General features: G+C 60.6%; 23 protein-coding genes. 11 read left to right on the top strand and 12 right to left on the bottom strand.

Annotated features, from left to right (window positions below):
* Positions 1–283 precede the first annotated feature (283 nt).
* Positions 284–1,483 (bottom strand): tyrosine--tRNA ligase, encoded by a 1,200-nt coding sequence (tyrS, locus tag ACVW0Y_RS13470; RefSeq protein WP_457438836.1) that lies wholly within the window; start codon positions 1,481–1,483, stop codon positions 284–286.
* 211 nt (positions 1,484–1,694) lie between these two features.
* On the opposite strand from tyrS, the gene ACVW0Y_RS13475 reads away from it, so the two are divergent.
* Together ACVW0Y_RS13475 and ACVW0Y_RS13480 are read left to right on the top strand one after the other, a co-directional pair.
* Positions 1,695–3,107, top strand: a complete 1,413-nt coding sequence (locus ACVW0Y_RS13475) for a peptidoglycan DD-metalloendopeptidase family protein (protein ID WP_457438837.1) — start codon at positions 1,695–1,697, stop codon at positions 3,105–3,107.
* A gap of 4 nt (positions 3,108–3,111) precedes the next feature.
* The gene (locus ACVW0Y_RS13480) at positions 3,112–4,203 is read left to right on the top strand and encodes an anhydro-N-acetylmuramic acid kinase (RefSeq protein ID WP_457438838.1); all 1,092 of its coding nucleotides are present in this window, start codon (positions 3,112–3,114) and stop codon (positions 4,201–4,203) included.
* Positions 4,204–4,258: 55 nt separating this feature from the next.
* Here the strand turns inward: ACVW0Y_RS13480 and erpA are convergent, their stop codons facing one another.
* Both erpA and argC read right to left on the bottom strand, forming a co-directional pair.
* Entirely contained in the window at positions 4,259–4,609 is a 351-nt protein-coding gene (gene erpA, locus ACVW0Y_RS13485; RefSeq protein WP_108099340.1) for an iron-sulfur cluster insertion protein ErpA, read from the bottom strand.
* 125 nt (positions 4,610–4,734) lie between these two features.
* The gene (argC, locus tag ACVW0Y_RS13490; protein WP_457438839.1) at positions 4,735–5,769 is read right to left on the bottom strand and encodes an N-acetyl-gamma-glutamyl-phosphate reductase; all 1,035 of its coding nucleotides are present in this window, start codon (positions 5,767–5,769) and stop codon (positions 4,735–4,737) included.
* A gap of 162 nt (positions 5,770–5,931) precedes the next feature.
* On the opposite strand from argC, the gene hemJ reads away from it, so the two are divergent.
* From hemJ to ACVW0Y_RS13515, 5 genes are all read left to right on the top strand, one after another.
* Positions 5,932–6,357 carry a protoporphyrinogen oxidase HemJ gene (gene hemJ, locus ACVW0Y_RS13495; RefSeq protein WP_457438840.1) on the top strand — a complete coding sequence of 142 codons (426 nt, stop codon included), beginning with the start codon at positions 5,932–5,934 and terminating at the stop codon, positions 6,355–6,357.
* 36 nt (positions 6,358–6,393) lie between these two features.
* Positions 6,394–7,356, top strand: coding sequence for an NAD(P)H-dependent flavin oxidoreductase (locus ACVW0Y_RS13500; protein WP_457438841.1), 963 nt, complete (start codon positions 6,394–6,396; stop codon positions 7,354–7,356).
* Entirely contained in the window at positions 7,353–8,618 is a 1,266-nt protein-coding gene (locus tag ACVW0Y_RS13505) for an alanine racemase (RefSeq protein ID WP_457438842.1), read from the top strand. Before ACVW0Y_RS13500 ends, ACVW0Y_RS13505 begins: the two co-directional genes overlap by 4 nt.
* 93 nt (positions 8,619–8,711) lie before the next feature.
* Positions 8,712–9,839 (top strand): DUF805 domain-containing protein, encoded by a 1,128-nt coding sequence (locus tag ACVW0Y_RS13510; protein ID WP_457438843.1) that lies wholly within the window; start codon positions 8,712–8,714, stop codon positions 9,837–9,839.
* Between the two features lie 42 nt (positions 9,840–9,881).
* A complete protein-coding gene (locus tag ACVW0Y_RS13515; RefSeq protein ID WP_457438844.1) occupies positions 9,882–10,670 on the top strand; it encodes an SDR family NAD(P)-dependent oxidoreductase in 789 nt (262 codons plus the stop codon).
* A gap of 3 nt (positions 10,671–10,673) precedes the next feature.
* On the opposite strand, the gene ACVW0Y_RS13520 is transcribed toward ACVW0Y_RS13515, so the two are convergent.
* Positions 10,674–12,155: an AAA family ATPase gene (locus ACVW0Y_RS13520; protein ID WP_457438845.1), complete on the bottom strand. Its 1,482-nt coding sequence runs from the start codon at positions 12,153–12,155 to the stop codon at positions 10,674–10,676.
* A 55-nt stretch (positions 12,156–12,210) separates the two neighbouring features.
* On the opposite strand from ACVW0Y_RS13520, the gene ACVW0Y_RS13525 reads away from it, so the two are divergent.
* From ACVW0Y_RS13525 to coq7, 3 genes are all read left to right on the top strand, one after another.
* Positions 12,211–12,549, top strand: coding sequence for a histidine triad nucleotide-binding protein (locus ACVW0Y_RS13525; RefSeq protein ID WP_108099325.1), 339 nt, complete (start codon positions 12,211–12,213; stop codon positions 12,547–12,549).
* The gene (locus ACVW0Y_RS13530; RefSeq protein ID WP_457438846.1) at positions 12,549–13,352 is read left to right on the top strand and encodes a formylglycine-generating enzyme family protein; all 804 of its coding nucleotides are present in this window, start codon (positions 12,549–12,551) and stop codon (positions 13,350–13,352) included. Before ACVW0Y_RS13525 ends, ACVW0Y_RS13530 begins: the two co-directional genes overlap by 1 nt.
* Positions 13,353–13,421: 69 nt before the next feature.
* Positions 13,422–14,069 carry a 2-polyprenyl-3-methyl-6-methoxy-1,4-benzoquinone monooxygenase gene (gene coq7, locus ACVW0Y_RS13535; protein ID WP_457438847.1) on the top strand — a complete coding sequence of 216 codons (648 nt, stop codon included), beginning with the start codon at positions 13,422–13,424 and terminating at the stop codon, positions 14,067–14,069.
* A gap of 127 nt (positions 14,070–14,196) precedes the next feature.
* Here coq7 and speD read toward each other — a convergent pair whose 3' ends face one another.
* Both speD and ACVW0Y_RS13545 read right to left on the bottom strand, forming a co-directional pair.
* Positions 14,197–14,991, bottom strand: a complete 795-nt coding sequence (gene speD, locus ACVW0Y_RS13540) for an adenosylmethionine decarboxylase (RefSeq protein ID WP_457438848.1) — start codon at positions 14,989–14,991, stop codon at positions 14,197–14,199.
* 261 nt (positions 14,992–15,252) lie between these two features.
* On the bottom strand, positions 15,253–15,675 hold the full coding sequence (locus ACVW0Y_RS13545; RefSeq protein ID WP_122450745.1) for an OsmC family protein: 423 nt from the start codon (positions 15,673–15,675) through the stop codon (positions 15,253–15,255).
* Positions 15,676–15,912: 237 nt separating this feature from the next.
* Between ACVW0Y_RS13545 and crp the strand changes: the two genes are divergently transcribed.
* Positions 15,913–16,557 (top strand): cAMP-activated global transcriptional regulator CRP, encoded by a 645-nt coding sequence (gene crp / locus ACVW0Y_RS13550; RefSeq protein ID WP_108099316.1) that lies wholly within the window; start codon positions 15,913–15,915, stop codon positions 16,555–16,557.
* A 172-nt stretch (positions 16,558–16,729) separates the two neighbouring features.
* Here the strand turns inward: crp and trpC are convergent, their stop codons facing one another.
* From trpC to rpe, 6 genes are all read right to left on the bottom strand, one after another.
* A complete protein-coding gene (gene trpC, locus ACVW0Y_RS13555; protein ID WP_457438849.1) occupies positions 16,730–17,557 on the bottom strand; it encodes an indole-3-glycerol phosphate synthase TrpC in 828 nt (275 codons plus the stop codon).
* Positions 17,554–18,603, bottom strand: a complete 1,050-nt coding sequence (trpD, locus tag ACVW0Y_RS13560; protein ID WP_457438850.1) for an anthranilate phosphoribosyltransferase — start codon at positions 18,601–18,603, stop codon at positions 17,554–17,556. Before trpD ends, trpC begins: the two co-directional genes overlap by 4 nt.
* A complete protein-coding gene (locus ACVW0Y_RS13565) occupies positions 18,600–19,196 on the bottom strand; it encodes an aminodeoxychorismate/anthranilate synthase component II (protein WP_457438851.1) in 597 nt (198 codons plus the stop codon). Before ACVW0Y_RS13565 ends, trpD begins: the two co-directional genes overlap by 4 nt.
* A 12-nt stretch (positions 19,197–19,208) precedes the next feature.
* Positions 19,209–20,696 carry an anthranilate synthase component I gene (trpE, locus tag ACVW0Y_RS13570; protein ID WP_457438852.1) on the bottom strand — a complete coding sequence of 496 codons (1,488 nt, stop codon included), beginning with the start codon at positions 20,694–20,696 and terminating at the stop codon, positions 19,209–19,211.
* A 164-nt stretch (positions 20,697–20,860) separates the two neighbouring features.
* Positions 20,861–21,697, bottom strand: coding sequence for a phosphoglycolate phosphatase (locus ACVW0Y_RS13575; RefSeq protein ID WP_457438853.1), 837 nt, complete (start codon positions 21,695–21,697; stop codon positions 20,861–20,863).
* Positions 21,694–22,368 (bottom strand): ribulose-phosphate 3-epimerase, encoded by a 675-nt coding sequence (rpe, locus tag ACVW0Y_RS13580; protein WP_108099303.1) that lies wholly within the window; start codon positions 22,366–22,368, stop codon positions 21,694–21,696. Before rpe ends, ACVW0Y_RS13575 begins: the two co-directional genes overlap by 4 nt.
* Positions 22,369–22,460: the final 92 nt, after the last annotated feature.

A 22,460-nucleotide genomic window follows, 5' to 3' on the forward strand; every position in this document is an offset into this window, starting at 1 on the left:
TCAGATCAACTTCAGTCTCTCGTCAGCGGGAGGCGAATTCTACAGCGTTTCAAACCGCTGTCAACACCCTCTTTACACCGCTTTCGATCAACTCATCCGATCGACTAACAGGGCCAAACCTCAACCCTGCCAGCCCGGCGCATTCTACGCAGATCACTCTGCTTTGCAACCCTTAATTTCTAGCTAACTTATTGATTAACTTGAAGTTTTAAGAGCCTTCCGCGCCGGAAGTGGTGCGCATTATAAGCACCCACAAACCCCCGTCAAGACTTTATTTGACCTTTTACTCAGCTTTTAGCGTAACCCGCGCAAATGCCTTTTTGCCGGCCTGGCAAACATGGGTCGCGCCGAGCTTGTATATAAAGGTGCGATCTACGACCTCACCATCTATACGTACGCTGCCAGCATTCAGCAGATCACGAGCACCTGCAGCGTTCTTCACCAGGCCCGCCTTATTAAGGAGGGAAGCGATCGGCAGATCTTCAGCAGAGAACACCTCCACCTCCGGCAGATCATCCGGCAGCTCGCCTTCTTTCATACGGTTACCCGCAGAACGATGTGCATTGGCTGCTGCTTCTTCGCCGTGGAAACGCGCCACGATCTCTTCAGCCAGCTTGATCTTGATATCGCGGGGGTTAGCACCACCGGCGACGTCAGCCTTGAACGCCTTGATCTCTTCCATTGAACGGAAGCTGAGCAATTCGAAGTAGCGCCACATCAGCGCATCCGGAATCGACACCAGCTTGTTGTACATGACGCCCGGCGCTTCTTGGATACCGACATAGTTACCCAACGACTTGGACATCTTCTTTACGCCATCCAACCCCTCGAGGAGCGGCATGGTCAGAATGGTCTGCGCCTCCTGCCCATAAGCGCGCTGCAGCTCGCGCCCCATCAGCAGGTTGAATTTTTGATCAGTGCCACCCAGCTCGACATCCGCCCTCAATGCGACCGAGTCATAGCCCTGGACCAGCGGATAAAGGAACTCGTGGATAGCGATTGGCTGGTTGGTCGCGTAACGCTTGCTGAAGTCATCACGCTCCAACATCCGCGCCACAGTGTACTGCGACGCCAGACGGATAAAGTCAGCCGGTGTCAGCTGGTCCATCCAGGTGGAGTTGAATGCCACCTCGGTTTTCGCCGGGTCGAGAATCTTGAAGACCTGAGCCTTATAGGTTTCCGCGTTATCGAGCACTTGCTCACGGGTTAGCGGCGGACGGGTAGCGCTCTTGCCGCTCGGATCACCGATCATGCCCGTGAAGTCGCCGATCAGGAACACCACCTGATGTCCCAGTTCCTGGAACTGACGCAGCTTATTAATAAGCACGGTATGACCAAGGTGCAGATCCGGGGCGGTCGGGTCGAAACCGGCCTTAATACGCAGCGGCTGACCACGCTTCAGTTTCTCGATCAGCTCAGCCTCGACCAACACTTCTTCTGCACCGCGCTTGATCAGCGCCAGCTGCTCTTCAACCGACTTCATACCCGCCCCGCTACCACCTGATTTTCGAAGGGAACCAACCATACAAGATCACCAACTAATTACAAGTTTGTGCCAGCCACTTACCCCGCTGTCATAAACGCAAAATCGCAGGCTTGCCTCAGGGTGATTTTGGTTATATTTTATACAGTTATTTCATATTCATCATTTTCTTCATCTCTTCTTTTCACCTTTTCAAAGTCAAAATTACCTTATGACCTCTATTTCCAAAGCACCTCCGCCTTACCCCAAAAGCCACCTACTAGCGGCTAGCGGGATCGCCGCCCTCCTCAGCCTGGCCCTTTTGGTTTTCCCCTCTCGCGAAGTAGAAGCAAAAAAGACCACCCTCAATCTGGACCTGAACGCCGCTGAACAGCTCGAAGCCACCCCGAGCGACCCGCAGCAGCCACACCTGCCAGGCGAATCGAGCGCATCACCGTTCGCTCAGATCGACGAACAGAATCCGGCCACCAAAGACGCTGAAAAACCAGCTGAAGCGGTGGCCGAAGCACCAGCCGCAGATCCCTACACCAAGCTGATCACCGTCGCCAACGGCGACACCCTGTCGACCGTGTTCCAGAAGGCCGGCCTGACGCCGACCCACTTGCACGAAGCCCTGAACAGCAGTAACGATGCCAAGCGCTTCGGCCAACTGAAAGTCGGCCAGGTGCTGGAGGTGAAGCTCACCCAGGACGGCGGCTTGCAGCATCTACAAAGCAAGCTGAGCGATCTTGAAACCATCATCCTGGCAAAGACCGATAAAGGCTTCGACTTCAAGCGCGACCTGACCAAGCCCACCGTTCGCACCGCCTACGCCCATGGCGTGATCAATAGCTCGCTGTTCCTCTCGGCCAAGCGCGCCGGGCTGTCGCATAACATGACCATGGACCTGGCCAACGTCTTCGGTTACGACATCGACTTCGCTCAGGACATCCGCGAAGGCGACGAATTTGAAGTGATCTACGAGCAGAAGGTGGTCAACGACAAGCCAGTCGGCGATGGCAATATTCTCGCCGCCCGCTTCGTCAACCGCGGCAAGCCATTCACTGCCGTGCGTTATACCAACAAGCAAGGCTCCACCAGCTACTACACCGCTGATGGCAACAGCATGCGCAAGGCCTTTATCCGTACGCCGGTAGACTTCGCCCGCATCAGCTCGCGCTTCTCCATGGGTCGCTTCCATCCGATTCTGAACAAGATCCGCGCCCATAAAGGTGTGGATTACGCCGCGCCACGTGGCACCCCGATCAAAGCTGCCGGTGACGGTCGCGTACAACTCGCCGGCCGCCGTGGCGGCTACGGCAACACCATCATCATTCAGCACAACAAGACTTACACCACGCTCTACGGCCATATGCAGGGTTTTGCCAAAGGCATCAAAACCGGCAGCATGGTCAAGCAGGGCCAGGTGATCGGTTATATCGGCACCACCGGGCTGTCGACCGGCCCGCACCTGCACTACGAATTCCAGGTCAATGGGGTGCACGTTGATCCGCTGAGCCAGAAGCTGGCGATGGCCGACCCGATCTCGGGTCCGGACAAAACCCGTTTTATGCAGATGAGCAAGCCGTTGATGGCGCAGATGGATCAGGAAAAGGCCACCATGCTGGCCTTGAACAAGCGCTAAGCACATGCCGCGCTATATAGGGGTGATGTCCGGCACCAGCCTCGATGGCCTGGACATCGCTCTGATCGAGCAGGAGCAACACACCACCCTGCTCGCCACCCACTACCTGCCCATGCCCGCCGATCTGCGCGCCGTACTGCTGTCCTTGTGCAGCCCCGGCCCGGATGAACTGGCCCGCAGCGCAATAGCCGAACAACATTGGGCTCGCCTGGCTGCCCAAGGCATTAATGCGCTTCTCCTTGAGCAGAACCTGCAGCCCGGCGATATCCGCGCCATCGGCAGCCATGGCCAGACCGTGCGCCATGAGCCCGCACGCAGCTTCACCATCCAGATCGGTAATCCGGCGCTGCTCACCGAGCTGACCGGCATCAGCGTAGTCGCCGACTTCCGCCGCCGCGATGTGGCCGCAGGCGGCCAAGGTGCGCCGTTGGTGCCAGCATTCCATGACGCTCTGTTCAGCGACGGCAAAAGCCGCCAGGCGATCTTGAATGTGGGCGGTTTCAGCAATCTCAGCCTGCTTGATCCGCAACAGCCGGTGCATGGCTTTGATTCAGGGCCCGGTAACGTGTTGCTCGATGCCTGGATCAATCGCCATCAAGGCCTTGGCTACGACCGAAATGGCGACTGGGCCGCTAGCGGCCAGGTCTCCACGGAGCTACTTAACGAGCTATTGAGCGATCCGTTTTTCACCACCCAGGGCCCGAAAAGCACCGGCCGCGAACTGTTTAACCTGCCATGGCTAGACCAGCACCTCAGTCAGTTGCCCGCCATCGCGCCGGCAGATGTCCAGGCAACGTTGCTGGAAATGACCGCACAGAGCATTGTCGGCGCGCTGCAAAGCGCTCAGCAAGGCACTCAGCAATTGCTGGTGTGTGGCGGCGGTGCCCATAACCTGGCACTGATGAAGCGCCTGGCCGAACTGCTACCCGATTGCCACGTGAGCAGCACCGGCGACCACGGCGTGCCGGCGGATTGGGTCGAAGCCATGGCTTTCGCCTGGTTGGCGCATTGCTGCCTGGAGGGCATCCCCAGCAATCGCCCGAGCGTCACCGGCGCCAAAGGCCTGCGCGTTCTTGGCGCCATCTACCCCGCCTGACGCCCACAAACGACAACGCCGCGCATAAGGCGCGGCGTTGGCAGTAAAACGGCAATCAGATCGAGAACGACGAACCGCAACCACAGGTGGTAGTGGCATTCGGGTTTTTGATCACGAAACGCGAGCCTTCCAGACCTTCCTGGTAATCCACTTCGGCACCCGCCAGGTACTGGAAGCTCATGGGGTCGACCACCAGGCTCACGCCTTCGCGCTCGACGATGGTGTCATCGTCGGCCACTTCTTCATCGAAAGTGAAACCGTACTGGAAGCCCGAACAGCCGCCACCGGTAACGAACACGCGCAATTTCAGACGTGGATTGCCTTCCTCATCGACCAGGTTCTTAACCTTGTTCGCCGCACCGTGCGTGAATTGCAGCGGAGTGGGGGTGAAGGATTCGACGCTCATGCTGTCTTTCTCCCGGCCAGTGGCCGACGTATTACTTGGGAATGGCGGCATTATCCGCTTCCCCTACCAAAATGGTCAACTATTGATCAGTGCGCGCAAGCGTCGCACCAATCAATCGCCGTTACTTACGGCAGCAATGCCGCGTGGGACAGGCCCAGGCGTTCATCGAGGCCAAACAGGATGTTCATGTTCTGCACCGCCTGGCCCGAAGCGCCCTTGACCAGGTTGTCGATCACCGACAACACCACCACCAGGTCGCCGCCTTGCGGACGGTGCACGGCGATACGGCAAACGTTGGCACCCCGCACGCTGCGGGTTTCCGGGTGGCTGCCGGCAGGCATCACATCCACGAACGGCTCGTTGGCATAACGTTTTTCAAACAATTCCTGCAGGTTTACCGACTTGTCCGTCACGGTGGCGTACAGCGTCGAGTGAATGCCACGAATCATCGGCGTCAGGTGGGGCACGAAGGTCAGGTCGACATCACCACCCGATGCGCGACGCAGACCCTGGCTGATTTCCGGCAGGTGACGGTGACCTTTCACCGAGTAGGCCATCATGCTTTCACCGGCTTCGCAGAACAGCGAACCGACTTTCGCCCCCCGCCCGGCACCGCTGACGCCCGACTTACAGTCAGCGATCAAACGGCTGGTGTCAGCCAGGCCAGCTTCCAGCAAGGGCAGAAAACCCAGCTGAGTCGCGGTCGGGTAGCAACCGGGAACGGCGATCAGTCGCGCTTGCTTGATCTGCTCGCGGTTCACTTCCGGCAAACCGTAAACCGCTTCACCCAGCAGCTCCGGCGCGCCGTGCGGCTGGCCGTACCATTTGGCCCACTCCTCGGCATCTTGCAGACGGAAGTCGGCGGAAAGGTCGATGACCTTGGTGCCGGCTTCCAGCAATTCACCGGCCAGCGCATGAGCCACACCGTGGGGCGTGGCGAAAAACACTACATCGCAGGCCGCCAGGGTTTGCGTGTCCGGTACGCTGAAGGACAGGTTGTCGTAGTGGCCGCGCAGGTTCGGGTACATCTCATCGACTCGAGTGCCAGCTTCCGAGCGCGAGGTAATCACCACCACCTCAGCTTGCGGATGCTGAGCCAACAGACGCAGCAACTCGACCCCGGTGTAGCCTGTGCCGCCGACGATACCGACCTTGACCATCACGAACCCTCTACTTAGACCACTGGAAAGGTGCCGATCATACGGCTGCATCGGCCACGGGCCAACCGTCGGCGTGACGTATGGCTGAGATAACCTGTTTAATACGGCCACTCCAGGGCAGCCAATGCCCGCGTAACCACCACCGCCATCTGGGAAAACCCAATGCTCTACCTCTGGGTCAAAGCCTTTCACATCATCGCCATGGTCTGCTGGTTCGCCGGTCTGTTCTACCTGCCCCGCCTGTTCGTCTACCACGCCATGAGCGACGACAGCACCAGCAAGGAACGCTTCTGCGTGATGGAGCGCAAGCTCTACCGCGGCATCATGACCCCGTCGATGATCGCCACCGTCGGCCTCGGCCTCTGGCTGCTGTTCCTCAACCCGAGCCTGCTCAGCCAGGGCTGGATGCACGCCAAGCTGACCCTGGTGGTCGCGCTGATCGGCTACCACCATATGTGCGGTGCCATGCGCAAACGCTTCGCTGCCGGAGAGCAGCAACGCAGTCACGTGTTCTACCGCTGGTTCAACGAAGCGCCGGTGCTGGCCTTGCTGGCTATCGTAATTCTGGTGGTGGTGCGCCCGTTCTAATCACCACAGTTGCCTCAACCTGATTGGAGATTTTTTATGTCTTTGCCTGCCCTGCTCGAACAACGTCTGCGTTTACCGGTAGTTGCTGCACCGATGTTTCTGGTCTCCAACCCGCAACTGGTTCTGGCCTGCTGCAACAACGGCATAGTCGGCAGTTTCCCGGCACTCAATCAACGCGAGAGCAGCGGCTTCAAGGCCTGGCTGGATGAGATCAACGCAGGCCTCAGCGCCGATTCCGCGCCCTATGCGGTCAATCTGATCGTGCATAACACCAACCCGCGCCTGCAGGCCGACCTGGCCATCTGCGTCGAGCAACGCGTGCCCATCGTCATCACCAGCCTCGGCGCGGTGAAAGAAGTGGTCGACGCCGTACACAGCTATGGCGGTCTGGTGTTCCATGACGTCACCACCCGCCGCCACGCCGAGAAAGCCGCGGAAGCCGGTGTTGATGGCCTGATCGCCGTCGCCGCCGGGGCCGGTGGCCACGCCGGCACCTGGAGTCCGTTTGCCCTGGTCGCGGAAATCCGCCAGTTCTTCGACAAAACCCTGCTGCTGGCCGGCTGCCTGAACCACGGCCATGAAATTCTTGCCGCGCAAATGCTTGGCGCCGACCTCGCTTACCTCGGCACCCGCATGATCGCGGTAAAAGAAAACGATGCACCGCAGGCCTACAAGGACATGATCCTCGCCGCCAAAGCCGCCGACATCGTTCATACCCCAGCGGTATCCGGAGTGCCGGCGAGCTTTATGCGGCAAAGCCTGGAACAGGGCGGCTTCGACCTGGCCAAGCTGCAGGACAAAGGCGCGGTCAACTACGGCGAGAAGCTCAAGCCCATCAATGATGAAGCCAAGGCGTGGAAAACCGTGTGGTCGGCCGGCCAGGGCGTTGGCGATATCACCGACCTGCCCAGCGTTGCCGAACTGGTTCAGCGCCTGGACAACGAATACCGCACCGCCCAGCAGCGCACCGTACACCTGGGGCAGCGCTGGCCGCGATGAACCGTCGTCACCTGCTTGGCCTGGGCGCACTGGGTCTGCTGGGTCTATGGGCGGCGCGCCCTGCCGATAATGGTCGCCCCTACGACGACTACTTTTCCGCCCTCAACCAGTTGTTGAAGCAGCAAGGCGGTGGCGTGCCGCAGCTGGTGGTGGATATGCAGCGCCTGGACGCCAACGCCGATCTGCTCGCCCAGCGCCTGGGCAGCAAACTGTCGCTGCGTCTGGTGGCCAAGTCCCTGGCCAGCGACGGTCTGCTCGATTACCTCGCCCAGCGCCTGGGCACTCGCCGTTTTATGGCTTTTCACCAACCGCAGCTGAACCAGCTGGCGCGCTTGTTTGCCGACGCTGATCTGCTGCTGGGCAAGCCGTTGCCGGTCAGCGCCGCATTGGCTTTCCACCAACAGCTGGGCAACGCCACCAGCTTCGACCCGATCAGCCAGGTCACCTGGCTGATCGACAGCCCGCAACGTCTGCGGGAATACGCCGAACTGGCGCAGGCCTTGAAACAGCCGTTACAGATCGCCTTGGAAATCGATCTCGGCCTGGCGCGAGGCGGCTTTGCCGATCCACAGGCACTCGGCCAGGCCTTGAGCCAATTGCGCGATAGCAAAGCACCGCTCAAGGTGCGCGGACTGATGGGCTACGACGCCCATGTCGCCCACTCGCCGCCCTGGATCAGCCGTGACCGTGCCTTCGCCGACAGCAACGCACGCTACCGGGCGTTTCTCGCCACGGCACAGAGCTTCACCGACCTGTGGGCGGCGCAACCTTTGCTAAATGGTGCCGGCAGCCTGACCTACGCCCTGCATGCCCGCGGCGATACGCCCTTGACCGAGGTGTCGGTCGGCTCGGCCCTGCTGATGCCCAGCGAGTTCGACAGCGACCTGCTCAGCGCCCACAGCCCGGCCCTGTGGATTGCCACGCCGGTACTGAAGGCGCAGAGCGGTGAGCTGCCGTATCTCAGCCGCCTGCAAAGCGCACTACAAACCTGGGATCGCAACCGTCAGCAGGCTTATTACCTGTACGGCGGGCGCTGGCCCGCCGATCCGGTCGCGCCGGTCGGCTTGAGTTACGACAAGCTGTATGGGCGCAGCGCCAATCAGGAGCGGGTCAACGGTTCGCAGCAAACCGCCCTGGCGGTGGATGACTGGGTGTTCCTCCGCCCGCAACTGAGCGAAGGCGTGCTGGATGACTTCGCCTCGCTACGCCTGCTGCGTAACAACCGTCTGGTGGGGCGCTGGCTGCCGGAAAACATGGGCTGAAGCGTGACCCGCATCACGCGTGCGCTTGTCTGAACCGCACCGGGGCCAGTACGCTGTGCCCACTTCATCTCTCGCGCTGACAGGGACGTACGCATGTCCGATACACGTTACAAAATCGTATTCACTGGCGAACTGATGCCAGCGGCTGCACTGGACGCGGTCAAAGACAATCTGGCCCGCCTGTTCAAAAGCGAGCGCAACAAGATCGATGCGCTGTTCACCGGCAACCCGGTGGCCCTCAAGCGCGACCTCAACGAAGACGAAGCGAACAAGTACATCGGTGCCCTGCAGAACGCTGGGGCCAAGGTTCATAAGGAACAGGACCTGGCCGCCAGCCTCAGCCTGGTGGAAACCGACGACCACCGCACTACCCCGCTGGAAGAAACCGCACGCATGAGCTGCCCCAAGTGCGGCCATGAGCAAGTCAAAGCCATCGACTGCAGCGCCTGCGGCATCGTTATCGAAAAATACCTGGCCCGTCAGGCCCTGCTAGCTGAAGAGGCTGCAGCAGCACCAGCACCAGCACCAGCTCCGACTCCTGAGCCCGCCGCCAGCGCGCCGCCAGCCTCGTCCCTGATGGCCACCCTGGCTGCCGCCGATGCGCGGGCCAACTCTCCCTATGCCACGCCGCTGGCCCAGGTCGCTGACGGCGGCGATGCCATCGGCGAGCTGAGCTATTTTGGCCTGCAAGGGCGCATCGGGCGGGTCCGCTACCTGGGCTGGTTGATGGGCGTGTGGTTGCTCAACGCCCTGATCGGCGGCGCACTGGGTGGCGTGGCGGCGGTGATGGCGCAGTCGGAACTTTTGCATAGCGCCGTCACTGTGATCAGTGTGGTGGCCTGGATCGCCCTGTTGGTGTTTTTTACCGCCAAACGTCTGCACGATATTGGCTGGTCGGCCTGGTTCGACCTGATCCTGCTGGTACCCGGGATCAACCTGCTGTTTATTCTGCTGCTGCTGATTCTGCCCGGCACTGCCGGTGCCAACCGCTACGGCGCGCAGCCACCGCGAAACGGCAAAGGTCTGATCGTACTGGCCTGCATCATGCCGCTGATTGTGGTGGGCACCCTCACGGCCGTAGCCATTCCGGCGTACCAACAATATCGCCTGCGGGCTCTGGAAGCCGCCCAGCACTCGCCCCAACCGGTGGCACCGGCCGAAGCCGTGGCACCTGCGGCAGCGGGCGCGCCGGCTGAGACCGTCGAGCCGAGCGAAGAATAATCAGCCACTGCTTTTCACCTCACTAGCCGCGCGGAGAACGCCATGCCCCGTTATGCATTGGTCACCGGGGCCTCCAGCGGCATCGGCCTGGCCCTGGCCGAAGCGCTTGCCCGGCGCGGCCGCAACCTGATTCTGGTGGCCCGTCAGCGCGACGTGCTGGAAAGCGTCGCCTGCGAGTTCACCCAACGCTTCGGCGTCGAGGTGCTGTTTCGCACCTGCAACCTCGCCCACCCCACCCAACTCACCGGCCTGATCCATGAACTGGAACAGGGCGAGCTGCATATCGACTTGCTGGTGAACAACGCCGGCCTCGGCACCTCGGGACCGTTCCTGGACAGCGACTGGGGCCGCGAGCAGCAGCAATTGGAAGTCAATCTGCTGGCCCTGACGCGCCTCTGCCATGCCGTGGGCAACAGCATGGTGCTGCAAGGTGGCGGGCAGATTCTTAACGTAGCGTCGGTCGCCGCCTTCCTGCCAGGCCCGTGGATAAGCACTTACTACGCGGGCAAAGCCTACGTGCTGAATTTTTCCGAAGGCCTGCGCGAAGAACTGAAAAGCCGTGGCATCAAGGTGTCGGTGCTCTGCCCGGGGCCGACACGTACCGCATTCTTCCGCGGTGCGGCAATGGAGATGGGCAAGTTGGAAAACAGCAAGCTGATGATGAAAGCCGAGGAAGTGGCGCTATACACCGTGCGCGCCCTGGAGAAAAACCGCGCCATCATCATCCCCGGCTGGCGCAATCGCCTGGCCGCCTGCAGCTCACGTTTCGCCCCGCGCTGGCTGGTGCGCAAGCTGTCCGGGGCGATCAACAAGCGCTTTGCCGCGCACTGAGTACTAGCCGGCCGACACCGTGCGGCCCGCCGCCCAGGCGCGCAAGCCCGCCAGGTCTTCGGCCATCACCACCGACAGCGGCGCTGTGCCGCTGATATTGCGCAGCAGCAAGCCCTGATCCACTGCCTGTTGCTGCGCCTGTCCGGCATACAGGGAACTGACTACCACCTGCTCGATCTCGGCACCGGTAAAGCCATCGCTTACCGTAGCCAGCTGCTTCAGGTCGAAGTTAGTAGGGTCCAGTTCACGGCGCAGCAGGTGGATGCGGAAGATATCGGCGCGGGTCTCGGCGTCGGGCAGATCGACAAAAAACAGCTCGTCGAAACGCCCCTTGCGCACCAGTTCCGGTGGCAGGCGGTCGATGGCATTGGCGGTGGCCACCATAAACACCGGGGCCTTGCGCTCGGCCATCCAGGTCAGCAGGGTGCCCAGCACCCGCTGGCTGACACCGCCATCGTGATCACCGCTGGCCAGGCCCTTCTCCACTTCGTCCATCCACAACACGCAAGGTGCCATCTGCTCGGCCAGGCGCAAGGCTTCGCGCAGGTTGCGCTCGGTTTCGCCAAAGAACTTGTTGTACAGGCAGGCAAAATCCAGGCGCAGCAACGGCAAGCCCCAGAGCCCGGCCACGGCCTTGGCCGCCAGGCTCTTGCCACCGCCCTGCACGCCCACCAGCAACATGCCCTTGGGCAGGTCAGCGGCCTTGCCGGCGAGGAAGATATCCTGACGCTCGGACAACCAGCGCTTGAGATTGAGCAAACCGCCCACCTCGGCAAAGCGCGCGGTGTCGTGCTCAAAGCTGAGCACGCCTTCGAGATCCAGCAGTTTGAATTTGGTTTTGTTCAGCTCCGGCAAATCTTCCTGAGTGATCGCGCCGTCGTTGCAGATAACGCCACGGGCCAGCACGCGGGCTTCGGCGTGGCTCATGCCGCGCAGGTTTTTCACCACCTGCTGCAAGGTGCGGTTGTCGGTGCGCACCCGCGCCCCTCGGTTGCGCTCGCTCCAGCGCGCCGCCTCTTCGCGGACGATGGCCAGCAGTTCATCTTCGGCAGGCAACGCCAGGGTGAAGCGCGCGGCATAACGCTGTACTTCCGGTGGCAACTTCAGGGCATGGGACACCAGCACCACCGTGGGCTTGTGCGCGCCCTCGGCCATGGCGATTTCCTTGAGCAGACGCACCAGCTTGGGGTTTTCGTCCATAAAGGGATGCAAGTCGCAGAGCACATAGAGATTGGGCAGCGGGTCGTGCTTGATCAGACGCAGCGCCGCCTCCGGCTCGAAGCTCGGCATTTCGCCTTGGGGCTCGCCACCAAAACCGAGTTTCTGCATGCCCTCGGTCACCGCCCAGGTGTACAGCCCCAGCCCGCGTTTCACCGCCAGGCTGGTGAGGGTTTCCATCACCCGCTGCTCATCCCAGGACTCGATCACCACCAGCTTCACTTTGGAATCGAGCACTAGGCCCAAGTCATGGATATCGTTCTTCACACCTGCTCCCTATTGGGTAAACTCCGGCTTCCTATCGTCAGCTGGAGACCTGTCCGTGGACTGTCTGTTCTGCAAGATCGTCGCCGGGGACATTCCCGCGCGCAAGCTTTATGAAGACGACCAGGTTGTCGCGTTTCACGATATTGGCCCACAGGCACCGGTGCATTTCCTGGTCATCCCGAAAAAACATATCGCCACGTTGCATGACCTAGGCGAAGACGACAAAGCCCTGGCCGGCCATATGCTGTTCACCGCCCAGCGCCTGGCCAAAGAGCAAGGCTGTGAACAAGGCTTTCGCGCGGTGATGAACTGCAATGAAGACGGCGGGCAAACCGTCTACCACATCCATATGCATGTGCTCGGCAAACGCCAGCTGGCCTGGCCGCCGGGTTGATGCGGCAATTTATTGCCCTGGGCCTGGCCGGCCTTTTGAGCCTGCAGGCCTGCGCCGCTGACGTCTTTCACGACACCCTCAACAGCAACGAACCCGGCCCCGAACTGGTAAAGGTGCCGGCCGGCCAGTTTCTGTTCGGCGACAGCAGCGGCCGTGGCAACTACAACGAGCGGCCCGCACAGATGATTAGCATCGCCAAGGCGTTCGCCATCGGCCGCTTTGAACTGACCTTCGCCGACTGGCAACGCTATGCCCGGGCCACGGGCAAACCGCTGCCGGATAACGAAGGCTGGGGGTTGTCCGAGCAGCGGCCGGTCATTCATGTGTCTTGGTTCGATGTGCAGAGTTATCTGCAGTGGCTGTCGAAAAGTACCGGCCAGCACTATCGCCTGCCCACTGAGGCGGAGTGGGAATATGCCGCCCGTGCGGGCAGCAGCAGTTTCTACTGGTGGGGCGAACAGCTCGACAGCCCGGAAGACCATCCGCGCGCGCATTGCCGGGGCTGCGGCTCGCCGCGCTCAGACCAGTACAAGACCAGTCAGGTCGGCCAGTTCGCGCCCAATGCCTTTGGCCTGTACGACACCGCCGGCAATGTCTGGGAATGGACCGCCTCGCGCTTTGTCACGCCCTTCGACGGCAGTGAACAGCAAACAGCCAGCCCTCTCGACCAGAGCCCGCGCGTGGTACGCGGTGGTGCCTGGAACAGTGGCCCGACCTACCTGCGCAGCAGCTTTCGTGACATGAAGCAGCCTGGCAAAGATGACTATGCTTTAGGTTTTCGCGTGCTCCGCGAGCTGCCCTGAACCGGCCAAGTGCCGCTTCTCGCCGATGATTGGAGTAAACTGCCCGCAGACTTTTCCGGAGGTAATCCTATGACTACCGAACGCCATTACTCCCCTGTCGACCGCCTGCTGCTGCAGGCCGACGCTGCCCTGCGTACCTTGCTACCCTTCAGCGGCCAGCCCTACCGCCCCTCCCCGGGCCTGACTCAACCCGATATCGAATTGAACGCCGACGACACCCGCCATGTGGCCGGGCTGATGCGCGTCAACCATACCGGCGAGGTCTGCGCCCAGGCGCTGTACCAGGGCCAGGCGCTGACCGCCAAGCTGCCCCATGTGCGCAAGGCCATGGAGCATGCCGCCGAAGAAGAGGTCGACCATCTGGCCTGGTGCGAACAACGCATCCGCGAGCTGGGCAGCCACCCGAGCATTCTCAATCCGGTGTTTTATGGGTTGTCGTTTGGGGTGGGCGCGGTGGCTGGACTGATCAGTGACAAGGTCAGCCTGGGCTTTGTCGCCGCCACCGAAGATCAGGTGTGCAAGCACCTCGACGACCACCTGACGCAGATCCCGGTCGAAGACGAAAAATCGCGGGCGATTCTCGAGCAGATGCTCAGCGATGAAGCGCAGCATTCAGCCAGTGCATTGGAAGCCGGTGGATATCGCTTCCCGCGGCCCGTGAAGTTCGGCATGAGCCTGCTGTCCAAGGTGATGACCAAAAGCACCTATCGCATCTGATTTTCCACCCAATAAAAAGGGTGCCTTAATGGCACCCTTTTTATTGCTGACAGATCTTCGTAGAAGCGGCTTCAGCCGCGATGCTCTTAACCGCTTTCGCGGCTGAAGCCGCTCCTACAAAAAGCGGTCAGGCCGGGACGTTTCTTGCGTAAAAGATCTCCAACATCTCGTGCTTAACCCGCTTGGTCACGGTGTCACGTTGTTCGGTAGACAAATTCTGCGTGGCATCGCCAAACAGGTAGTTATCCAGCTCGAACTCCTTGAGCAGCATCTTGGTGTGGAACAGGTTCTCCTGGTACACGTTCACGTCGGTCATCTGGTAGGCCGCTTGCGTGTCGTCGGAGAGGTAGTTCTGGATCGAGTTGATCTCGTGGTCGATGAAGTGCTTCTTGCCCTGCACGTCGCGAGTAAAGCCGCGCACGCGGTAGTCGACGGTGACGATGTCGGAGTCGAACTGGTGAATCAGGTAGTTGAGCGCCTTGAGCGGTGAAATCACGCCGCAGGTGGACACGTCGATATCCACGCGGAACGTGGCGATGCCGCTAACCGGGTGAATTTCCGGGTAGGTGTGCACAGTGATATGACTTTTATCCAGGTGCGCGAGGATGGTATCGGGGAGCGGGCCTGGGGACTCCTCGATCTGGCTTTCGGTCGGTGTGACCGGTTGCTCGGAGATCAGAATGGTCACGCTGGCACCTTGCGGATCGTAATCCTGGCGAGCGATGTTGAGGATATTGGCACCGATAATGTCGACGACATCCGTGAGAATCTGCGTCAGCCGCGCTGCGTCGTACTCGGTATTGATGTACTGGACGTAGGCCTGCTGGTCTTCCGGCGTTTCCGCGTAGCAGATGTCATAGATGTTGAAGCTCAAGGTCTTCGTCAGGTTGTTGAACCCGTGGAGCTTGAGTTTGCTTTTCACCGTAAGGAACTCTCTTTAGCGATGCGGCAAAGCCGCGTGATCGAGCATGCCCGTCAGTTGTGAACAACACAGCTGCGTAGGACGGTTAACACCTCTTCGCATTGGCGATTTTGGGTATGGGTTCGGGGCGCCGCGCCTGTAGCGACGCCCCGGAAAAAGGGGCGCCATTATGCAGAGGTCGGCTGGTGGCTGCCAGCGCCTTTGCGACCCGCGATGCAGGTCAATGTGCGCCACATTTATGATAGGTACGTGTCGGCTCGATTAACCGAGTTCGATGATTTCGTAGTCGTGGGTGATTTCCACGCCGCCACGGCCGAGCATGATCGAGGCCGAGCAGTATTTTTCCGCCGAGAGTTCCACCGCGCGTTTGACCTGCGCCTCTTTCAGGCCGCGGCCCTTGACCACGAAATGCACGTGGATCTTGGTGAACACCTTAGGCTCTTCACTGGCGCGTTCGGCTTCCAGAAACGCCTCGCAGCTCTCGACCGGCTGTCGGGACTTCTTCAGGATGCTGACCACATCGTAGTTGGTGCAACCACCCAGACCGATCAGCACCATCTCCATCGGTCGCACCCCGAGGTTGCGCCCGCCGCTCTCGGGCGGGCCATCCATGACCACCACATGGCCGCTGCCAGACTCACCGAGGAAAAGAGCTTCGCCAGCCCACTGAATCCGCGCTTTCATTGCCACGTCTCCGCTGTTAAAAGGGACGGGCAGCTTAGCACAGGCTTATAGACCAACTTACTCAAGCTCGACAGGTCGATAGACAGCCACCACTGTTAGCCACGTCGCAAAACCGATCAACGGCGAGCACTGTCTGTTAAGCTGACACCAATTAACTGGCACACTTGACCGAATAACTATTAAAAAAATTGCTGTTAGGCAATGGGTTGCACTTATTTTTTTCTTCGGGGCTAGGGCATGGTAGCTATAACTCTCACACCAAAAATAAAGAACATCGACAAACTGCTAGCGCATTGTCATCGTCGTCGTTACACCGCCAAGAGCACAATCATCTACGCAGGTGATCGCGGCGAGACGCTGTTCTTCATTGTCAAAGGTTCGGTCACCATCCTCATCGAGGATGACGACGGACGCGAAATGATCATCGCCTATCTGAACTCGGGCGACTTTTTCGGTGAAATGGGACTGTTCGAAAAGGACGGCATCGAGAAAGAACGCAGTGCCTGGGTACGGGCAAAAACCGAATGCGAAGTGGCAGAGCTTAGCTACGCCAAGTTTCGCGAACTCACCCAGCAAGATCCGGACATCCTCTACGCCCTGGGCAGCCAGATGGCCGAACGCCTGCGCAACACCACGCGCAAAGTCGGCGACCTGGCTTTCCTCGACGTCACTGGCCGCGTGGCACGCACCCTGTTGGACCTGTGCAAACAGCCCGACGCCATGACTCACCCCGACGGTATGCAGATCAAGATCACCCGTCAGGAAATCGGCCGCATCGTCGGTTGCTCGCGGGAGATGGTCGGACGTGTACTCAAGGCCCTGGAAGAACAAGGCCTGGTCAACGTCAAGGGCAAAACCATGGTGGTGTTCGGCACTCGCTAAGCCCACAAGGCTTGGATAAAAAACACGAACAATAAAAAGGCCAGCTTCCGAGCTGGCCTTTTTATTTGTGGCGGTTTTTCCAAGCGTGGAGCTTTTCGTAGGAGCGGCTTTAGCCGCGATGCTTTTGCTCTGAAGAGCATCGCGGCTAAAGCCGCTCCGACAGGGATCCCGACTAGTCGATGCTGACCGGCCCTCTGCGCTCCGGGAAAAACAAGCGCTGCAATTCCAAGCCTGGGTTGGCCGCACGCATAAATGCTTCGCCCACCAGGAAGCCGTACACATTGCTGATTTCCATCAGCTCCACATCGGCGCGGTTCATGATGCCGCTCTCGGTCACCACCATACGGTCGCGGGGAATGCGCGGCAGCAGGTCGAGGGTGGTTTCCAAGCTGACTTCGAAGGTATGCAGGTTGCGGTTGTTGATACCCACCAGCGGGGTATCCAGCACTTTCAGAGCTCGGTCGAGCTCTTCGCCGTCGTGTACTTCAACCAGCACATCGAGGTTTACCGACTTGGCTACCGCCGCCAGCTCCGCCATCTGAACGTCATCCAGGGCCGAGACGATCAGCAGAATGCAGTCGGCACCCAGCGCACGGGATTCGACGATCTGGTACGGGTCGATCATGAAGTCTTTGCGAATCACCGGCAGGCTGCAGGCGCTACGCGCCAACTTCAGGTAGTGATCGGCACCCTGGAAGAAGTCGATATCGGTGAGCACCGACAGGCAGGCCGCGCCGCCCGCTTCATAGCTCTGGGCAATTTCAATCGGGTCGAAGTTCTCGCGCAGCACGCCTTTGCTCGGCGAGGCTTTTTTCACCTCGGCGATCACCCCTGGCTGCTTGCTTTTTGCAGCCGCCAGCAGGGCATTGGCAAAACCACGCGGCGCATCGGCGCTACGGGCTTCGCGCTCGACTTCCGCCAGACTCACCACAGCCTTGCGCGCAGCAACTTCTTCAGCCTTGCGGGCGAGAATCTTCTCCAGGACGGTAGGCACACTCACGCTTGATTCTCCTGGCGGAACACCGCCGTAAAGGACGCCAACTCTTCCATTTTTTCCCGGGCCAGACCGGTGTGGAGGGCGTCATGGGCTAGCTGCACACCTTCATGCAGGCTAGTCGCTAAATCGGCGGCATACAGGGCGGCGCCCGCATTCAGCACGATCAGATCACCGGCTTTTTTCCCGGCTTCGGTCTTGCGCCGGCCGAGGGCATCGCGGATCAGCTCCAGCGAGGCTGCAGGACTGGCCACTTCCAGGCCCATCAGGGTCTGGCTGGTGATGCCGAAATCTTCCGGGCGCACATCATATTCGGTGACTTCGCCGTTTTTCAGTTCGGCCACATGGGTGGGCGCGGCCAGGCTGAACTCATCCAGACCATCGCGCGAATGCACCACCAGAATATGTTCGCTGCCCAGGCGCTTGAGCACCTCGGCCAAGGGACGGCACAGCTCCTGGCTGAACACGCCGACCACCTGGTGCTTGACGCCGGCCGGGTTGGTCAGCGGGCCGAGCATATTGAACAGGGTGCGCAGGCCCATTTCCCGGCGCGGGCCGGCCGCGTATTTCATGGCCTTGTGGTGTACCTGAGCGAACATAAAGCCGACACCCACGCTGTCGATGCAGCGTGCGACCTGGACCGGGGTCAGCTCCAGAAAGATTCCGGCGGCTTCCAGCAAGTCGGCGCTGCCGCTCTTGCCCGATACCGCGCGGTTGCCGTGCTTGGCCACCTTGCCGCCCGCCGCTGCCACCACAAAGGCGGCGGCAGTGGAGACATTGAAGATATTCGCGCCATCGCCGCCGGTGCCCACCACGTCGACCACATGCTTGAGGGTGGGCAGTTCAACCTGCGCCGCCAGCTCACGCATCACCGACACCGCGCCGACAATCTCATCGATGGTCTCGCTCTTCATGCGCATGCCCATCAGGAAGGCACCGATCTGCGCGTCGGTGCACTGCCCGGTCATGATCTCGCGCATGACGTCCTGCATTTCCTCGGTGCTCAGGTCGAGCTGGGCGACCACACGGTTGAGCGCTTCTTTGATATTCATGCGCGCGCGCCCCCGTTTTGCTTGAGGAAGTTGGCAAACAGCTCATGGCCCTGTTCCGACAGAATTGATTCCGGGTGGAACTGCACGCCTTCGATATTCAGAGTCTTGTGGCGCAGGCCCATGATCTCGTCGACCGAGCCATCGGCGTGCTGGGTCCAGGCGGTCACTTCCAGACAGTCGGGCAGGGTTTCAAGCTTGACGATCAGCGAGTGGTAACGGGTGACGGTCAGCGGGTTGTTCAGGCCTTCGAACACGCCGGTGTTGTTGTGGTACACCGCGCTGGTCTTGCCGTGCATCACCTGACGGGCACGCACCACATCGCCGCCAAACGCCTGGCCGATGCTCTGGTGGCCCAGGCACACGCCGAGGATTGGCAGCTTGCCGGCAAAGTCTTCGATGGCTTCGATGGAGATACCGGCTTCGCTTGGCGTGCACGGGCCGGGCGAAACCACGATGCGCTCCGGCTTCAAGGCTTCGATCTCGGCAACGCTCAGCTCGTCGTTACGGATCACGTTGACGTCCGCACCCAGCTCACCCAGGTATTGCACGACGTTGTAGGTAAAGGAGTCGTAGTTGTCGATCATCAGCAGCATGGCAAAGGCTCCTTAAGCGTCCGGGGTGGTGGTCTGTTCGGCGAGGGCAACCGCGCGGAACATGGCGCGGCGTTTGTTCAGCGTCTCTTCCCATTCCAGCGCCGGCACCGAGTCGGCGACGATGCCGCCACCGGCCTGCACATGCAGTTCGCCGTTCTTGATCACCGCCGTGCGAATCGCAATGGCCGTATCCATATTGCCGTTCCACGCCAGATAACCCACGGCACCGCCGTAGACACCACGCTTGACCGGTTCCAGCTCGTCGATGATTTCCATCGCGCGAATCTTCGGCGCACCGGACAAGGTGCCGGCCGGCAGAATCGCCCGCAGTGCATCCATCGCCGTCAGCCCGCTTTTCAGCTGGCCGGTGACGTTGGAAACGATGTGCATCACGTTGGAATAACGCTCGATGACCATTTTTTCGGTGAGCTTCACCGTGCCGATTTCGGACACCCGGCCGGTATCGTTGCGGCCCAGGTCGATCAGCATCAGGTGCTCGGCGATTTCCTTGGCATCGGCCAGCAGGTCGGCCTCCAGCGCACGGTCAGCTTCTTCGGTAGCGCCACGCGGGCGGGTGCCGGCAATCGGGCGCACGGTGATCAGGTTGTCTTCCACCCGCACCAGCACTTCTGGCGAGCTGCCCACGACGTGGAAGTCACCGAAGTTGAAGAAGTACATATAAGGCGTCGGGTTGAAGCAGCGCAGCGCCCGGTACAGATCGATGGGCGCGGCTTTGAAGTCGATGGACATACGCTGCGACGGCACCACCTGCATGCAGTCGCCAGCCAGGATGTATTCCTTGATGGTGTCCACCGAACGCTCGTAATCCTCGCGGGTGAAGCTGGAGCGGAAGTTCGGCTCGACGCCGGACTCCTTGGTGAAGTCCAGGCCTCGGCGCGGGGTGATCGGCTGGCGGAGCTTTTCCAGCAGCTCTTCCAGACGCGCCAGGCCATCTTCGTAGGCATTCGGCTGCGCCGGGTCGGCCAGCACGATCGCGTGCATCTTGCCGGCCAGGTTGTCGAACACCACCACGGCATCGGAAACCATCAGCAGAATGTCCGGCACGCCAATCGGGTCCGGGTTCGGACAAGTGCCCAGGCGTTTCTCTACATAACGTACGCAGTCGTAACCGAAGTAACCCACCAGGCCGCCATTGAAGCGCGGCAAGCCGGCAATGGTCGGCACCTTGTAGCGGGCTTTGAAGCTTTCCACGAAGGCCAGCGGGTCTTCACTGTCCAGGCTTTCGATCTCGACGCCGTCATGGGTCACGCTGACGTGATGGTCATGTACCCGCACCACGGTGCGGCACGGCAGGCCGATGATCGAATAACGCCCCCACTTCTCGCCGCCCTGGACGGACTCGAGCAGATAGGAGTTAGGTTGATCGGCCAGCTTCAGGTAGATCGACAGCGGCGTGTCGAAGTCGGCCAGGGTTTCGCAGGCAAGCGGGATGCGGTTATAGCCTTCAGCGGCTAGACGCAGGAATTCTTCGCGGTTCATGTAAACAGCCTCATGGCTTGAGGGTAAAAACCTGACTGCGGTTGCAAGACCTCGGGGCTATCGGCAGTTCTTCAACTGCGTGCCCTCGCTTGGTTTCTGGCAACCGTATTGCTCAGGTTTAGGGTCGTAATGGCAAACATACCGGCGAACCGGCCAGGCTCGAATCAGGCGCGCCAACGCCAACGGGCCAGGGCCTTGAGGATTTTCATCCCGGATTTGACGAACCAGTGTTTGCGGGTGACCACCACGATGGCATCTCTTGGGCGGGGGGATTTGACAGCGTCGGGCAACATTATCTCAGCGGCAGGCTCGGCGCAATCGGGCAGCAGTTCGCGCAGATCGTCGATCACCAGGGCGGGATCTTCTTCGGCAATCGGGCGGCCATGGTTGTAGCCGTAACTTAGCGCAATGCATTGCACGCCGGCGGCTTTGGCGGCCAGCACGTCACTGCGTGAGTCGCCAACAAAAATCGCCTCGGCTGCAGACACTTCAGCCATCTGCATCACCACGTTCAACGCTGCAGGATCGGGCTTCTGCTGTGGCAGGGTGTCGCCACCGATGATCCAGCGAAAGTACCGGCCTATGCGCATCTCATCGAGCAACGGACCTACGAAGCGCTCGGGCTTGTTGGTGATCAGGGCCATCTCGATGCCCTGGCTTTTCAGCCACTTCAGGGTTACGCGCACGCCGGGATAAAGGGTGCTCAGCGCGTGATTGTCGGCGTACAGCTCCATAAAGATCGCCAACGCTTGCTCGGTGTCTTCCTCGCTGACGGTGGCGTGGTCCATGTCGCCGGCCAGGGCACGGCGCACCAGCACGCGCACGCCGTTACCGACCCAGGTACGTACCTGTTCGATACCGGCGGCCGGGCGCTTGAGCTGTTTGAGCATCTGGTCGACAGCGGCGGCCAGATCCGGCACCGAGTCGATCAGGGTGCCATCCAGGTCGAACATCACCAGGCGCGGCATGCGCCCGGCGAGCACCTGCGCGAAGCCGCTCATGGGCGAGCGAGCGCGAGTTCGGCGCGCATCTGGGCGATGACGGCCGCGTAGTCCGGAGTGTTGAAGATGGCCGAGCCGGCCACGAAGGTGTCAGCGCCGGCGGCGGCGATTTCACGGATGTTCTGTACGTTCACGCCACCGTCGATTTCCAGGCGGATATCACGGCCAGAGGCATCGATCAGCGCACGGGCTTCGCGCAGTTTGTCGAGGGTGCCGGGAATGAACTTCTGTCCGCCAAAGCCCGGGTTGACGCTCATGAGCAAAATCATGTCGATCTTGTCCATCACGTACTTGAGGCTTTCCAGCGAGGTGGCTGGGTTGAACACCAGACCGGCCTTGCAGCCGCCGGCTTTGATCAACTGCAGGGAGCGGTCGATATGCTGGCTGGCTTCGGGGTGGAAGGTGATGTAGGTAGCACCGGCGTCGATAAAGTCGCCGATGATGCGATCCACCGGGGAGACCATCAGGTGCACATCGATAGGCGCCGTGACGCCGTACTTGCGCAGCGCCGAGCAAACCATCGGGCCGATGGTGAGGTTGGGCACATAGTGGTTGTCCATCACATCGAAGTGGACGATGTCGGCGCCAGCGGCAAGCACGTTATCCACTTCTTCACCCAGGCGGGCGAAGTCGGCAGAGAGGATGGATGGAGCAATAGCGAAAGGTTGCATGGCGCACCTCGAAGCAAATTCGTGGCGCGCATTGTAGCCGAGGATTTCCGCAAAACGCCTGTTATGTATCAGGACGTAGCGTGCGGCTTTGG

It is taken from the genome of Pseudomonas sp. TE3786 (genome assembly GCF_054057335.1).